Genomic DNA, 15,110 nt, shown 5'->3' with positions numbered 1-15,110 from the left:
GTGAGCCCGTCGGCGACCGTCTGAGCGTGCCCCCGCAGCGCTGCGGGGGCCGTTACTTGGGCGGTGGCTGGTTCCCGCAAGCGCGGCTCACCCGCCGGATCGCCGGGTTGGCGGCCCGTCGTAGCTAGGGGAGGTCCGGGCCGTGATGGGGGCGAGCCCGAGATCAGCCAGTACGGCGGCGCCACGGGCGGCATGCTCGCCACCGGCCAGCAGCATCGTCCGCGCCACCTGGTAGCGGCAGCCGGCGGCCTCGAAGATGTCCGCGGTGGCGAGCAAACGCTCCTGGTCCTGGTCGAGGAAGGCTTCTGCCCGCTCCACGATGGCGCCGGCGATCGGGTTGCCGGCCACCGTTGTACGGGCGTCGGCGAGGCGGTCGCGCGCGTGGGGACTTCCGGCCAGAACGGTGGCCTCGGCGCGTATCGCCACGTACCAGTGCAGCCAGATCCAGGTCACCCACTTCCACACCTGACCGGGCTCGGGCGCCATCCGCTCCATGGCTTCCCCGGCGTGCCCGTGATGGAGCATGCGCATCGCGTCGTAGAGCGCCCCGTAGCCGTACGTGCGTTCGGATGAGTCGCCGAGCCGATCCAGAACCATCTGCCATTCGTGCTCGGCGTCGTGGTCGCCGCGGAAGTTGTGGATCATCGCCACTGCGGCAGCCGCCGGGCCGAGGGCCGCCTTGGCCGGGCTGTCGGCACGCCGCCACGCATCGAGGAAGCGCGTGCCGGCGGCGAGCAGCTCGTCGACGTTGCCCGCCAGCGCGTCGGCGACCAGCAGCCAGCTCGTGGCCCGATGGCCCACCTCGGCCAGCGCCGGATGGCCGGCCAGCTGCCGTCCCCACCGGAGGGCGTCGGCCAGGTTCCCCACGCCGAGGCTGGTCTGTACGGCCATGCCGAGTCCGTCGATCAGCTCGTGGATGCCGCCCGGCGTCTCCGGCTTGTCCGTCATGGAGGAGAGCAGCGTGATCCGGCGCCTGGCTGTGGCTGCGCAGGCGAATGTGTCACCGGCCCAGGCGTGTGCCGCGGTGAGCGCGTCGAGTGCCGCGGACTCGGCGAGCGGGTTGCCGAGACGGTGAGCCAGCTCGACCGCACGTTCGGCGCGTGCAAGTGTTTCCGGTACGGCGTTGTCGGCCGGGCCCTGAACCGCGCCGAACGCATCGCTGAGCACCCCGGCCTCCGCCAGCGCCACCGCCGCCTCGGCGGCGGGGTCGTCACTGACCAGGCCCCGCGCTTCGCAGACCAGGGCGATCGCCTCCTCCTCGGGCGGGGGCTGCACGAACGTGCTGGAGAACCGGTACGCGGCGGTGGCGGCGGTGGCCAGGTCCACGGCGGCGCCGGCAGTGTCCCCGGTGTGGCGAGCGGCCTGCGCGGCGGCGCGGTAGAGGCGGTAGGTGTCATCGCCGCGTGTACGGCAGCCCGCCACCTCCGCGGCCTGCCGGAGCATGGACGCGGTGGCGGCGGGATCGTCGGCGAGCGCGGACGCCTGCTCGTATCGCTGCTGCGATTCGCCGATCAGATGGCGGGTGAACGTCAGCTCAGCCAGGTGCCGGGCCAGGCGGTAGGCGTCCGCGCGCTGCTCCGGCTCGCTTGCCGCCCAGCTCAGCCCTGCGCGGAGGTCATCGGCGACCGCGTCGAACCGGGACCGCCAGTCCGGCCCGGCCACTGCCAGATGGGCGGCCTGGGTGAGGCACCAGCGCAGGTGCCGGGCCCGGGTACCGGCCAGCTCACCGGCCTGGCTGAGCCGTTCCGTCCCGTACTGGCGGATGGTCTCCAAGGCCCGGTAGCAGGTGCCCTTCGGGGATGGCGTCACCGCCAGCAGGCTCTGCTCGGCGAGCCGGGCCAGTCCGTCGGCGACCACATGCATCGCGGATCCGGCGACCTCGGCCGCTGCCGAGACGGTGAACGGCGCTACGAAGATCGACACCCGGCGCAGGAGCTCCTGGTCGGCCGGCTCCAGCAGGGCGTGGCTCCAGTCCAGTACGGCCCGCACTGAGCGGTGCCGCTCATCGGCGCGGGAGCCGCCGGTGAGCATGCGAAGCGGGTGGGACACAGCGGCGGTGATGCCGTCCAGCCCGAGCGTCGGATAGCGGGCCGCGGCCAGCTCGATCGCCAGCGCCATGCCGTCCAGCCGCGCACAGATCGCGGCGATCTGGTCGTGCTGTGGCGGGTCGAGCGGCCGGCCGGCCGCCGCCGCCCGTTCCGTGAACAAGGCGACCGCGTCCGATTCGCCGTCCAGCGACAATGGCGGGACCTGATACACCCGCTCGAACGGCACCATCAGCCGGGCCTGGCTGGTCGCCAGCACCCTCACGCCAGGGCAGGCCGCGAGCAGCGGCTCGAGAAACCGCGCCACCCCGTCCACGACGTGCTCGCAGTTGTCGAACACCAGCAACGCCTGGCGGTCAGCCATCGCGGCGACCACCGACTCGGTCAAGTCGCGGCCGGGCTGCTCGCCGAGTCCCAGCGCACCCGCGACGGCGGTCGCGATCATGCCGGGATCGGTGAGCGGGATCAGGTCGACGAACCACACCCCGTCGGCGTACCGGCCGGCTACCTCCGCCGCGACCGAAAGCGCGAGCCGGGTCTTGCCCACCCCGCCAGGACCGACCGCGGTCACCTGGCGGTGCGTCATGATCATTTCGGACAGCTCTACCCGCTCTTTGGCCCGGCCGATGAACGAGGTCAGCGGGGCCGGCAAGGGGACCGGTTCCTGATGAGGCTGATCGACGGCTGCGCGCTGGGCGAGCGCTCGCCGATCCGGCACCTCCAGCTTGCGCAGCAGTGAGGAAACGTGGCTCTCGACGGTGCGTACCGAGATGAACAGCTGCGCTGCGATCTCAGCGTTGCTGAAGCGGGCGCCGAGGAGCTCCAGCACCTCGGCCTCCCGCGGAGAGATGTCACCTTCTGTCGCCATGGTCACATTCTGTCGTATCTGTTTCGTGCTCTCTCCGGGCCGGCGATCCGTGGTCGGTTCCGTGGTCTCCACGGATGCTCGCCGGCCGGGCCGGGATGGAAGCTAGGAGCACAACAGATCGCGCCTACAGGAGCAATCATGATCAAGACAGTGCTGCATCCCGTGTCCGACCTGGCCAAGGCCAAGGAGGTCTACGCGGCCCTGCTCGGCCGCCGGCCGGACAACGACACTCCGTACTACGTCGGCTTCGAGGCCGACGGTCAGCACATCGGGCTGGTGCCGAACGGTGGACCGCAGAACATGACCACCCCGGTGGCCTACTGGCACGTGCCGGACATCGAGGCCAAGCTCGCCGAGGTGAGTGCCGCAGGCGCCACGGTGCAGGAGGCGGCGCACGACGTCGGCGGCGGCCGCCTGGTGGCCACCTTCACCGACCCCGATGGCAACGTCCTCGGCCTCATCCAGGACTGATCCGAAGGGAACGGGCAATGACCTCCATTCACTCTGTCACGTTCGAAGTCCCCGACCCCACGGCCGCCGACGACTTCTACGCCACCGCTTTCGGGGTGGGAGCTCACGTACTCACCCGCGCTTCACAGGCGCCCACGACGGGCTTCCGCGGGTACCTCATGTCGCTGGTGGTCTCCCAGCCGAGCACGGTGGACAGCCTCTTCGGCACCGCTGTTCAGGGCGGTGCGACCACGCTGAAGCCACCCGCGAAGAGCTTCTGGGGATATGGCGGTGTCCTGCGTGATCCGTACGGCACGCTCTGGAAGATCGCCTCGTCCGCCAAGAAGGACACCGGCCCGGCCACCCGCACCATCGACGACATCGTCCTCCTGCTGGGCGTCGACGACGTCGCCGCGACCAGGCGCTTCTACGCCGAGCGCGGCCTGCCGGTGGCCAAGAGCTTCGGCCGCAAGTACGTCGAGTTCGCCACCGCGCCCATCAGGCTGGCCCTCTACACCCGCCGCGCCGCCGCCAAGGACGCCGGCGTTCCCGTCGAGGGAACCGGCTCACACCGGCTCGTCATCGGCACCGACGCCGGCACCCTCACCGACCCGGACGGGTTCACCTGGGAGGCCATCTCCCGCTCGGTCCGGTGAACCCACCACCAGCCGGACGGCGACAACGCGCCCGCCGTCCGGCCACCCCCCTTCCTCGGCTAAGGAGATGATGAGCATGACCCGCCCGTCGGCCCGCTCCCTCGACCAGCGGATCCGCGACACCCTGGACCGGCTCGAGCGCGACGTCGACGCCTGGTTCGCCACCGCCGACCCGGCCAGCGCGCCCTACCTCATGCCGCTGTCGTTCCTCTGGAACGGCCAGACCCTGCTCATCTCCACGGCCGGAACCAACCCCACGGCCCGCTTCCTGGAAGCGACCGGCACGATCAGGATCGCTTTGGGCCACACGCGCGACGTCATCCTCATCAATGCCGACCTCCGCGAGATGATCCCCGCCACCGAGATCCCGGACGAGGTCGGCGACGCCTTCGCTGCCAAGACCGGCTTCGACCCCCGCGAACAACGCGGCGGCTACCCCTACTTCCACCTGGCCCCGCGCCAGGTACAGGCCTGGCGCGAGGCGAATGAGCTCATCGGCCGCGACCTCATGACCGACGGCAAGTGGCTCACCAGTGACGCAACACCAGGATGGGAGACCTCCGATGCCCGTAGAGCCTCGGTTCCGACAATCACCGGGTAAGCGGGCCGCGCGAGTCCTGGCCACGACGAAGGCACCGCCGCTCATACAGGAGACCACTTCGCGGTGGCTGTTGCTGACGCAGGAACAAGCAAAACCCGGCCAATCCAACCTGAAAGGTAGTGACAGGACATGAACCGGCAGGTCAGCGAGAACCTACTCGTTAAGGACATTGAGCAGCAGCCCAAGAGGCGCGGAACGAGGTTCACGCTCAACGGCGCACTTTGGTCACTTCAAGTGTTGTTCGGTTTCTTCTTTGCCGGCAGCGGTTTCGGCAAGGTCCTGTTGTACGACGGAGTTCTGTATGCGGCAGCGCCCCGGGCCGTGGCTTGGTACGCCGCGGTGCCGCAGCCCCTGATCGTCTTCATCGGGGTCTGTGAGGTGCTTGGCGGCGTCGGCCTGATCTTGCCGGCGATGACGGGGGTCAAGCCGAAGCTGACGCCGCTCGCCGCCGCCGGCCTGACGCTGACGATGATCCTCGCGGCCGGTTTTCATATCATGCGCGGCGAATACGCCTTGGTGCCTGCGAATCTCTTGCTGGGCGGCGTCGCGGCGTTCATCGCGGCCGGACGATGGAGGCTGAGGCCCATCGCACCCGCGAGCATCACCACCTCACGCGCACTCAAGTCGTGCGCGGTCCTCGGCGCACTGGCCCTGTTGGTATGCGCTCCGACGTGGTACACGATGACTACCGTCCAATTCTGATCACTCCATTTCGCACGCCGGCCTCCCGGCGAGAGCGAGGAGGCTGTAGGACGCACACGATATCGGTGTTCGTCCAGGTCAGAGGAGGCTGTAGGACGCACACGATATCGGTGTTCGTCCAGGTCAGCGGCACAGCGTGGGCATCGGGATGTGACAGGGACAGTCTTCCTTGTCACATCCGAGATCGTCATTGCGGCCCCCGGAGAGACGCGTTGGGGAAAACCCCCTCGTGGGCTTGAGAACCCGAGACTTCTCCTTCCGTTGTTCCTCGACCCCGGGTTCCCAGCAGGCGGCCCCAGGAGGTTGAGCAGCCACCGCCCCGCCCAGCGCGTACGCGAGAACGGGCAAGCGGCGCAGGAATCGCACGGAGGCTTATCCCAAGCGGATCGCCTCGGCCGTACGGCGGCACACCGGATGGACCGGGGTTCCCGCCCGCGTCCAGCCCCTCCACCGCCCGGACCCGGCCGGGCTGCGCAGCCCGCTCGGCGCGCACATCCGCCGCATGAACCCGCGCGACGCCCTGAGCGACTCGATCGTGGACGTGCGGATCCACCGCGCGCTGCGCCGCGGCACCACCCACGGCCCGCTGCTGCCCGAAGGACAGCTGGAGGACGACGGCGCCGAACGCGGCATGGTGTTCATCTTCATGGGCGCCGACCTGGTCCGGCTGTTCGAGTTCCTCAAGACCCAGTGGGCCAACGACGGCGACTTCGTCGGTCTCGGCACCGATAAGGATCCGATCATCGGCGACAACGACGCCACAGGGTCGTGACCCGCGTGGATGAATTTTCGGCAGGCGCAGGCCGCATGGTGTTCGCGTCAGTTGCCGCACCGCCTTCCTATGTGTCACCATTCTGACAAAATGCCTATATATTGGCTTTGTGCACGCGTACCAGGTGCTGGATTCTCACGTCCACCTGCTGTCGGCTCGTAAGGCGGCGGCGCTGCGGGCGAGCGGCGGCCCGCCCAGGCTGAGCCGCCCCTGGGACATTCCCGATCTGGTGGCGGACTGGCCGGGGCCCGCCCGCGCCATCGTGATGGACTCCGACCGGCCGTTCCCGGGCGAGAACGAGCGGCTCCTCGACGTCGCCGCCGCGCACCCGGCCGTCGTGGCAGGTGTCATCGGCCGGCTCGAACTCGCGCGCGAGGACTTCGCGGAGCGGCTTGCGAGGATCGAGCGGCATCCGGCGGGCTCTCGCTGGCGGGGGCCTCGGCTCGCGCTGCGGCCGGACATCTCTGAACCGTGGACCCCGGCCCTCGTGGCCGATCGCACCGCCGCCCTCGGCGCGGGCGGCCGGGTGCTGGAGCTGCTGGCGCCTTCCGATCGCCTGGACGAGGCCCGCCTCGTGGCGGAGGCGGCGCAGTGCGCGGTCGTCGTCGACCACCTCGGCTGCCCGCCGTGGCTGGGTCCAGAGGCCGAGTGGCAAGCGTGGGAGGAGGGGATCGCGGGGCTCGGCTCGGTCGCCCACGTGGTGACGAAGCTGAGCGACCTGCCCGAACCCGGCGGCGACGAACGCATCGAGCTCCGGATCGGGCAGGCGATCGCTCTCGCGCACGAGTTGTTCGGTGACGGCCGCCTCATGTACGCCTCGAACTGGCCGTGGCCACCTCCGGCCGGGACCCAGCAAGAGCCGTACGCGAGGCGGCGCGCGCTCGAGTACGCCGGGAGGCTGAGCCCGGCAGCCGCGGCGGCCTTCTTCGGGGGCACCGCGGCCCGGGTCTTCATGGCCTGGTGAGCCGGTCGTGAGTATCAGGGACGCCACGTGAGGTGCGTTTCGTTTCGTTTCGCCTGAGCGGTGGTGACGATGTCTGGCTGCTGAGGTCTGCTGGAGAGATGGCGGACAGCAGGCTCGAGCCGGTGGTGTTGTCCGAGGCAGAGCGGCGGACGTTGACGGGCTGGGCCCGGCGCCGCTCCACCGCGCAAGGGTTGGCGATGCGGGCGTGGATCGTGCTCGCCTGTGCCGAGGGCGGCGGCAACGTGTCAGTGGCGGCTCGGCTGCGGCTGGACCGCAAGACGGTGGCCGCTGGCGCAGCCGTTTCCTGGCCCATCGGCTGGACGAGCTGTCCGACGAGCCCCGGCCGGGCGTGCCGCGCACCATCACCGACTCCCAGGTGGAGGAGGTGGTGGTGCGCACCCTGGAAGAGGTGCCGGCCGGAATCCACACACTGGTCCAAACGGGAACTGGCCCGCCAGGTGGGGATCTCGCCGACCAGCGTGGCCCGGCATCTGGCGGGCGTTCGGCTTGTATCTGGCCCCGCCGGCCCATGCCGCGGTGTTCGCCGTCGATGGGAAGCCGCAGATTCAGGCGTTGCAGCGGAGCGCGCCGGTGCTGCCGATGCTGCCCGGGGTGCCCGAGCGGCGCAGCTTCGACTACGTCCGGCACGGCACCGTTGACCTGTTCGCCGCCTTGAACACGGCCACCGGCAAAGTGATCGGCAAGCTGTCGGCCCGTCACCGCGCCGTCGAACTTCCGCGACTTCCTGCCGGAGATCGACCGCCAGATCGAGCCGGGCCTGGCGGTCCATCTCATCTGCGACAACCTGTCCACCCACAAGGTGCCGGTGGTGCATGCCTGGCTGCTGGCCCACCCGCGCTTCACGCTGCGCTTCACCCCGACCTACTCCTCCTGGATCAACCAGGTCGAGCGCTGGTTCGCCCAACTGGAACGCCGCTGTCTGGAGCGCGGCATCCAGATTTCGGCGCCCGTGGACCCGGGTTCGTGGGAGGCGAAGACGATCCGGCGTCCGTCGGGGCTCCAGGGGAGATGTCGTAGGAGGCGTGCATGTTCACGCGCGACCCGCTCGTCAGCTGCGTGATCGCGCGTCCAGTCAAGGAGTCGTTGAGGATCGTGATCTCGTCATCCAGCCCCGTCACCGCTGTCATGCTGGCTCCTCGCTTCATCAGATGAGTCGCCAGGTAGTCCGCCGTTCATCAGATGCAACAGAGCTCGACGCGACTTTCCGGAGCAGCCAGCCCGCTAGAGCGAGCGCCAGTATGCTGGCAATCCTCCCGGGATACCAAGATCCGCCCGACCCGGCAGTGTCCGCACCCGCGAGAGGAGATCACATGCCCAAACCCGCATCCGGGAACTGGAACAGCGCCTCGCCGGCTCCCGCCGTGCTGCGCGCCGGTTCGGTGCTCGACGTCGTCGCCCAGGCGGGGCGGCGCGCCGTACCGCTGCAGGACATCGCGCGCGCCCTCGGCATCGCGCGCTCGTCGGTCGCGAACATCTGCGCCGCGCTCACCGAACTCCGCATGCTGAAGCTGACTCCGGACGGGTACGTGCTCGGACACCGCCTGGTGGAGCTGAGCGGTTTCTACCTGGCCGCGGCCGATCCCATCCAGCGTTTCAACGACTACTGCCGGCTTCACGAGGACGTGCACGCGTACACGATCCATCTCGCCACGATCGAAGGCCTGGAGTCGATGAACGTCGCTCGCAGCTACGGTCGCGACTCGATCGCGGTCGCGCCCCGGGTCGGGCAGCACCTGCCGGCCAACTGCACCGCGCTGGGCAAGGCGATGCTCGCCCAGTTCGGGGATGACCACGTCGAGCGGCTCCTGCGGGACAGGGCGCCACTGTCCGCGATGACTTCCTTCAGCAAGACGGATCCCGGCGAGGTCCTGGACGACATCCGGGAGGTGCGGCGCCGGGGCTATGCGATCAACGACGAGGAGTCCTACGTCGGCGTCTACGGGCTCGCCGTGGCGGTCGAGGGCCTCCCACCCTCGGAAGCGCAGTACGCCGTCAGCTGCTCGGTGCTGAAGGCATCGATCGACCAGGAGCGGATCGACGACATGCTGGCCAGGCTCCGCGAGGTGGCCGCGGCGGTCACCGGACTGGAGCATCCTGCCAGCAAAGCATCGACAACCGAGTGACAGTTTGCCGCTATACTGACAGGGTCGTCCTGTGGCGGGAGTGGTGGCAGTGGACACGCAGCGATGGCCGGACGTACAGAAAGATCGGCTCCGCCCGGGGCGAGAGTGCGGTGAGACATGAAGGCCGTGACTGGCCCGGTGCTCATCACCGGCAGCGAGGGCCGCATCGGCCGGCTCATGGCCCGCGGGCTGCGCACCCGCGGGCTTGACGTGCGCACCTTCGACGCGGTCCCCGGCGCGGACGCCATCGGCGACGTGCGCGACCTCGCGGCACTTCGCGCCGCCGCGCGGGGAGTACGGTCGATCGTGCACCTGGCCGGCATCGCCTACGACGCCCCCGGCCGGACGGGCGAGGTACTGGACGTCAACGTCGGAGGCACCTGGAACGTGCTGCTCGCCGCCGAGGAGGCCGGGGTCTCGCGGGTGGTGGTCGCCTCCAGCATCCAGGCACTGGGCATCATCAGTGCGGGCCCGCCGCGCCGCCTCCCGTTCGACGACGGCTTCCCGGCCTGTCCGCGTGACGGCTACGAGATCTCCAAGCACCTCGTCGAGGAGCTGTGCCGCCTGTTCACCGAGCAGCGGGGCCTGAGCACGGTCTGCCTGCGCCCGACCCTCGTGACGCATCCAGAGCTGTGGTACGACGGCCGGCCGAGTGCCGACGCGGACCGGTCCGCGTTCGATGAGGAATCGCAGCGCCGGATCGCCGAGCTGTTCTCCTACATCGACGCCGAGGACCTCACCGACGCGGTCACGCTCGCGCTCGCCGCGCGGCTCGGCGGCTTCCACGCGCTCCTGATCGCCGCCGCCGACACCCATGTCACCACGCCGACCGCCGATCTTCTCGCGCGCCACTATCCGGGCGTGCCGTTCGAGTTCCGGCCCGGCTCGGCGATCGATCCGGACGATCCGTACCACGCTCTCATCGACTGCCGCGAGGCCGCCCGGGTGCTCGGCTGGCGGGCTCGCATCAGGCGCAGCCGTCCGGCCGCGGCGGAAGTGGGCACCTGAGCCGGCCGGTGCGCATCGGCCGGCGCGGGGATCGCCGCCATGGACGTACGGCCGCCCGGATGGTGGTGGCCGCGCTCAGAAGGTGGCGCGTCCTCCGCTGAGGTCGTAGACCGCCCCGGCGGAGAATCGGAATGAGGCTCGTGATGTGCGCCGGCACCTCCGGCGCGGTGTCGTCGTTCATCGGGGTCGCGATGACGGCCGGAGCGATCGCGTTGACCAGGACGCCCGTCATCGCCGGTTCCTTGCCCACGGATGAGGATGTCGTGGACAGTAGCGGCGCGTCCGGCCCGACGATCCCCGCGGTGTTCCCGGGGATGTCCACGGCACCGATGCGGCTCGCCGCCTCCGCGATCGCCTGATCGTCGGTGACGTCGAGCACGACGTCGCAGTCACCGGCGATGTCGGTCCGGACGACCTCGATGCCGTCGCCTCGCAGCCGATCGGCCGCCGCTGCGCCGAGACCCCTGGCTCCGCCCATGACGAGTGCGCGGGTCATGTCTCTCTCGCTGGAACGTCGGTGCGCGAGGAAAACGCGGCCCGATCCGCCGGGAATCGGGCCGATGGCCGTCAGCCGGGCTGGGTGCGGATCCCGTCGAGGAACACCGGTGGCAGCGCGAGCGCGTAGACGCGCACCTCGTCGACGAGCGCCGGGGGTGTGCGGTCGGCGGGGGTCAGCGCAGTCGAGCCGATCCTGAGCTCCTGGCCCGGGGCGGCGGCCAGGCCGCCCGCCACGGACGCCTGGGCGATCCGCCGTACCGCCTCCTGCCTCGTGCCGCGGTAGGCGGACACGGTCGACCCGTCAGAGGTGAAGGCGTAGAAGGCCCAGCCCGACATGTCGACGGCGGGCAGGACGACCGAGGCCGTGCCGAGCCGTAACCGCGAGGCCACCGCCGCCCGGGTACCGCCGTCGATCTGCCAGTCGAACGACGATCCGCGCGAGATGAGCCGGTCGAACACCCCCGGATCGCCGGCCAACTTGACCCACAGAGCGATCGTGAACCGGTCCAGGCCGTCCAGCTTCGCCGAGTTCGCCGCGCCCGGCGTGACGTAGCCGGCGCCACCCGTCAAATCCAGGGCCGCGCCCGACCCGCTCGGCGTGGAGGTCGTCCGGGTGGCCGCCCCGGCGAAGGCGCCGGGGGCGAGCGGAGCGGCACCGGTGTCTGCCGCGTCGGCCGTGCCCGACGATGCCTCGTCGAAGCTGTAGCGCAGCAGCGGGCTGGTGGAGCCGGCGACCTGGATGGTCGCCTCGGTCCGGCGCTCGACGCCGGCCAGCGTGACGGTCGCCGTGACCGTCGCCGTACCCGCGGCGACACCGGCGGCGGTGCCGTCCTCGCCGAGCGAGAGGATCGACGTGTCCGGTGTCGAGTAGGTGATGGTCGCGCCCGCGAGGTCGGCGGTCGCCCCGGTGTCGAGCACCCCGGTCGCGGAGAACGTGGTGGTGTCCCCGACGCGGAGCAGGGGGAGCGCGGGTTCGATCGTGACGGACCAGAGGACGTCGCCGACGAAGAGCGTGAGCGGCTGGCTCGTCAGGGTGTACTTCCCCGCCTTCTTGGTGGCGGTGATCCTCGCCACGCCCGCCGACCTCGCCTTGACGCGGCCCGACGGGTTCACCTTGACGACCGACGGCGCGTCACTGGTGAAGGTGACGCCGTGCGGGGCGGATGGCTCCTCGATCCCGCCGGCGTCGACCACCCGCGCGGTGAGCGAGGCGGCCTCGTTCACGGCGAGCTTCGCCGTTCCGGCCGACACGCTCAGCTCCCACGGAATGCCGGCGCCGTCGTTGGCGACCCGCGGGACGCGCAACAGGATCACCTGGGCGGGGAAGACGGGGGCCGCGGCGCCGGGCTGGAAGAAGGTGACGGTGGCGGCCGATGACGGGTCGAAGAAGTAGGAACCGAGGTAGATGCCGAAGCGCACGGCGGGATTCCGCCCGGCGACCGCCCACTCGTCGTAGGCCGACCGGGAGACCCCGTCGCGGTGCGTGACCGTCACCGCGAGGTGCTGCGGCGTCGCCGTCGCGGCGTCCCGCTTGGCGTAGACGCGGTAGAAACCCGCTTCGGGGACGGCCGTGCCGAAGACCGCGGTCTTGCCGTCGCCCGAGACCGTCCGCGTCGCCGTGGCACGCACGGCCGCCATCGCATCGATGTCGAACGTCATCGTGACCGGGCTCGTGTCGCCGGCGTCGTCGGGGTCGAACCTGGCGATCGGCAAGGACCGGGCGGGAGAGTTCCTCCTGAGGGAGTAGTCGCCCGAGGCGGGATCGACGAACCTCGGGTCCTTCTCGATCCGGTTCTCGTCATTGCCCGCCGCGACCCACGCATCGAGCGTCACGTGCGGCTCCACCACGAGCGGGCCCTTGCCGAAGAGCAGGTTGCGATCCGCGTCGAGCGCGAGCGCCGGGTCGGCCCTGAACACGTCGTACACCGCGCGCAGCGTCGCGACCAGGCGGTACACGGGCGCGGTGGCGAGGACGTTGCTCAGCACGTTGAGGCGGGCGACGTTCTGGCGCATGTTCTGGTCGGTGTCCTGCCCCCAGATCTGGCCGGGGTCGGCGATGACGTTGGACAAGTACATGTTGAACTGGCCGCCGTGGAAGAAGACGGGGTTCGTCGCGGCGCTCACCGTGTTCCGCACCCACCATGCCTGGCTCGTCGAGTGGTCGGCGTAGAGGCCGAACCCGTAGTCCTTGCGGTGTTCGACGCCCTGGCTGAGCAGGCCCGGCGCGTGCCGTACGAGATTGTCGCGGACGAGGATCGGCGCCGTCAGGTTCGTCATCGTGGCGAAGTTGATCGCGCCCGCGTCCGCGGTCCTCAACACCACGTCGTGGATGTGGTTGTAGGCGACGATGTTGCCGCCCTGGTTGCGGAACGCGAAGATGCCCTGCCTGGGCATGTGATGGATGTGGTTGTAGGCGATCACGTTGCCGGCGTCGAAGGCGGTCGAGTCCGGCCGGCTGCCGAGGTTGAACCCCGCGGACTGGAGCCGGACCTGCCCGCCGTGGTGGATGTGGTTGCGGACGAAGGCGTTGCGGAGCGGGGCGAGATCCTTCACCTCGGGGCGCGGGTCGTAGATGTATCCGGCGGTCGCGTAGTCCAGGGCCGCGGCCGTGAGCAGCACGCCGCCGACGCCCATGTCGGTGATCTCGTTGTGGGCGATGGTGTTCTCGACGCTGTCGAGGTGCAGCCAGACTCCGTAGCCGTCGACGTGGGTGATCGTGCAGTCCTCGATCGTGCAGTGCTGCGCGGAGCTGAGCTGGATGGCGGCATCGGTCGGGGACCTGAGCGACTGGTACGTGCCGCCGGCGGCGCAGTGGCTGAAGGTGAAGCCCCGGAAGGTCACCCATTCGACCTTGGACGGGCTCACGGCGTCGCCCGTGAGATTGAGCAGCCGGGTGAGCTTGGGCGCCACGACGGTGGCGGTGTTCAGGTCGACGCCTTCACGCGGCCAGAGGTCGACCCGGCCGGATGCCGGGTCGACGTACCACTCGCCCTCGGTGTCCAGCTCCTCACGGACTCCGGAGACGAAGAAGTGGTTCGCCGCCTGGATGGCGGTCACTTCCGACAGCTGGGTCACGCGGATGACGCCCGAGCCGGTGTCGACGCTCTCGATCCTGGCTTCGGAGTCGAAGTACTGCAGGGCCGTGCAGATCTCGGCGCGCGCCTGCGGATCGGTGGCCCACGATGCCTTGACGAGGGAGGGGTCGGCCCAGATCTGGGTGGTGTTCGGGTCGGGCGGCACGGTCGCGACGACGTGGCGGTCGAACAGGATGGAGCTGAACCCGGCCGTCATCGTCCCTTCATCGTCGAGCTGGACGACGACGCGTGACTCGCCCGTGGCAGGAGGCGGAATGTCGGGGCCGTCCGGAGCGAAGTCCTTGGAGGTCGTGAGGACGGCGGCGTCGAGGTGGATGCGGCGCTCCCACTCGGTGACCGTGTTGCTGATCCGCAGGCGATGCCTGCCGGGCGCGAGGACCACGCCCGCCGAGGCGAGGCTGTAGCGCACTGCCCGGTATCCGCCGCTGCCGGAGATGGTCCCGAGCGGCAGCACGGTGCCGTCGACGGACAGCTCGAGGTACTGCTGGAGCTGCTGTTCGACGGTGGCGACACCCAGCCACAGGTCGTAGCCGCCCGCCGTGGCGACGGTGAACTCGTGCTCGATGAAGTCGCCGGAGCGGACGAGGCCCGAAACTATCCGGTTCGGGTTCTGCCCGCCGTGGTAGATGACCTCGCTCTGCGGCTTGTTCGGGTTCTTGTTGGGGAAGCGGGCGAGCGTCTGCCGCTCGCCATTCACGAAGAGCGTGCGGAAGGCCCACGGGGCGGCGATGCCGGTCGACATGATCGAGCCGTCCGCCGCCGTCCAGGGTCCCGCGATCTCGCGACCGCCGCTGATGGTGACGTGCTCGCCCGGCGCGGCCGTCCAGACGATGGGGCACTCCTCGGTGCCGGAGTCCGCGGGTTCGAGCTGCAGGGTCTGGTCCAGGTAGTGGGTCCCGCGACGGACCACGATCTCGACGGGCCTGGTGAGGGGGCCCTTCGCCTTGAGCGCGCGTACGGCGTCGCGGGCGCGGCCAAGGGTGCGGAACGGGCCGTCCGAGCCGCCGCCGGCCGGCGAGGCGAGCGTGCCGCTCCATGCGTCGTCCCCGTCGAGGGCGACGTAGAAGCGGTTCGCGTTCTCGTGGAGGCGGGTGCGTGCCGGACGCGGACCGGTGACGAGGTGGGGCAGGGCGGCCGCCACGATCCCCTGTACTCCCGCCAGCTTCAGCACCGTTCTTCGACTCAGTTCCCGGGCCACGCCGCACCTCTCCTCGCTGTCGTCAGGTTCGGAGTTGAAGGTAGGATCACGACCGAGGTGCGTCAATAGATTGACGAAATTCCAACATGCTGACCATTATTGTCAGCAT

11 protein-coding genes and 1 pseudogene are annotated in these 15,110 nt (G+C 70.1%); 9 read left to right on the top strand and 3 right to left on the bottom strand.

The window, feature by feature from the left end:
* Positions 1 to 87: 87 nt before the first annotated feature.
* On the bottom strand, positions 88 to 2,913 hold the full coding sequence (locus tag ACBJ59_RS54150) for a LuxR C-terminal-related transcriptional regulator (RefSeq protein ID WP_375117813.1): 2,826 nt from the start codon (positions 2,911 to 2,913) through the stop codon (positions 88 to 90).
* A 138-nt stretch (positions 2,914 to 3,051) separates the two neighbouring features.
* On the opposite strand from ACBJ59_RS54150, the gene ACBJ59_RS54145 reads away from it, so the two are divergent.
* The 9 genes and pseudogenes from ACBJ59_RS54145 (at position 3,052) to ACBJ59_RS54105 (ending at position 10,210) form a co-directional block, all read left to right on the top strand.
* Positions 3,052 to 3,384 (top strand): VOC family protein, encoded by a 333-nt coding sequence (locus ACBJ59_RS54145; protein ID WP_375117812.1) that lies wholly within the window; start codon positions 3,052 to 3,054, stop codon positions 3,382 to 3,384.
* A gap of 17 nt (positions 3,385 to 3,401) precedes the next feature.
* Positions 3,402 to 4,019, top strand: coding sequence for a glyoxalase (locus ACBJ59_RS54140; RefSeq protein WP_375117811.1), 618 nt, complete (start codon positions 3,402 to 3,404; stop codon positions 4,017 to 4,019).
* Between the two features lie 76 nt (positions 4,020 to 4,095).
* Positions 4,096 to 4,620 (top strand): pyridoxamine 5'-phosphate oxidase family protein, encoded by a 525-nt coding sequence (locus ACBJ59_RS54135; RefSeq protein ID WP_375117810.1) that lies wholly within the window; start codon positions 4,096 to 4,098, stop codon positions 4,618 to 4,620.
* Positions 4,621 to 4,749: 129 nt separating this feature from the next.
* Positions 4,750 to 5,322: a DoxX family protein gene (locus ACBJ59_RS54130; RefSeq protein WP_375117809.1), complete on the top strand. Its 573-nt coding sequence runs from the start codon at positions 4,750 to 4,752 to the stop codon at positions 5,320 to 5,322.
* 502 nt (positions 5,323 to 5,824) lie between these two features.
* Positions 5,825 to 6,094, top strand: a complete 270-nt coding sequence (locus ACBJ59_RS54125) for a hypothetical protein (protein ID WP_375117808.1) — start codon at positions 5,825 to 5,827, stop codon at positions 6,092 to 6,094.
* Between the two features lie 109 nt (positions 6,095 to 6,203).
* The gene (locus tag ACBJ59_RS54120) at positions 6,204 to 7,058 is read left to right on the top strand and encodes an amidohydrolase family protein (RefSeq protein WP_375117807.1); all 855 of its coding nucleotides are present in this window, start codon (positions 6,204 to 6,206) and stop codon (positions 7,056 to 7,058) included.
* A 739-nt stretch (positions 7,059 to 7,797) separates the two neighbouring features.
* Positions 7,798 to 8,139 (top strand): annotated as a pseudogene (locus ACBJ59_RS54115) (transposase); the annotation flags it as partial.
* Between the two features lie 250 nt (positions 8,140 to 8,389).
* On the top strand, positions 8,390 to 9,202 hold the full coding sequence (locus ACBJ59_RS54110) for an IclR family transcriptional regulator (protein WP_375117806.1): 813 nt from the start codon (positions 8,390 to 8,392) through the stop codon (positions 9,200 to 9,202).
* Between the two features lie 117 nt (positions 9,203 to 9,319).
* A complete protein-coding gene (locus ACBJ59_RS54105) occupies positions 9,320 to 10,210 on the top strand; it encodes an NAD-dependent epimerase/dehydratase family protein (RefSeq protein ID WP_375117805.1) in 891 nt (296 codons plus the stop codon).
* Here ACBJ59_RS54105 and ACBJ59_RS54100 read toward each other — a convergent pair.
* Positions 10,170 to 10,706 (bottom strand): hypothetical protein, encoded by a 537-nt coding sequence (locus ACBJ59_RS54100; protein WP_375117804.1) that lies wholly within the window; start codon positions 10,704 to 10,706, stop codon positions 10,170 to 10,172. The two genes, ACBJ59_RS54105 and ACBJ59_RS54100, sit on opposite strands and share 41 nt — an antisense overlap.
* A 71-nt stretch (positions 10,707 to 10,777) precedes the next feature.
* Positions 10,778 to 15,001 (bottom strand): right-handed parallel beta-helix repeat-containing protein, encoded by a 4,224-nt coding sequence (locus ACBJ59_RS54095; RefSeq protein ID WP_375117803.1) that lies wholly within the window; start codon positions 14,999 to 15,001, stop codon positions 10,778 to 10,780.
* Positions 15,002 to 15,110 lie beyond the last annotated feature (109 nt).

It is taken from the genome of Nonomuraea sp. MTCD27 (assembly GCF_041950495.1).
Lineage (GTDB): Bacteria > Actinomycetota > Actinomycetes > Streptosporangiales > Streptosporangiaceae > Nonomuraea.
Note: the sequence above shows the minus strand (reverse complement) of the source record. Positions and strands in the feature narration are given on the sequence as shown.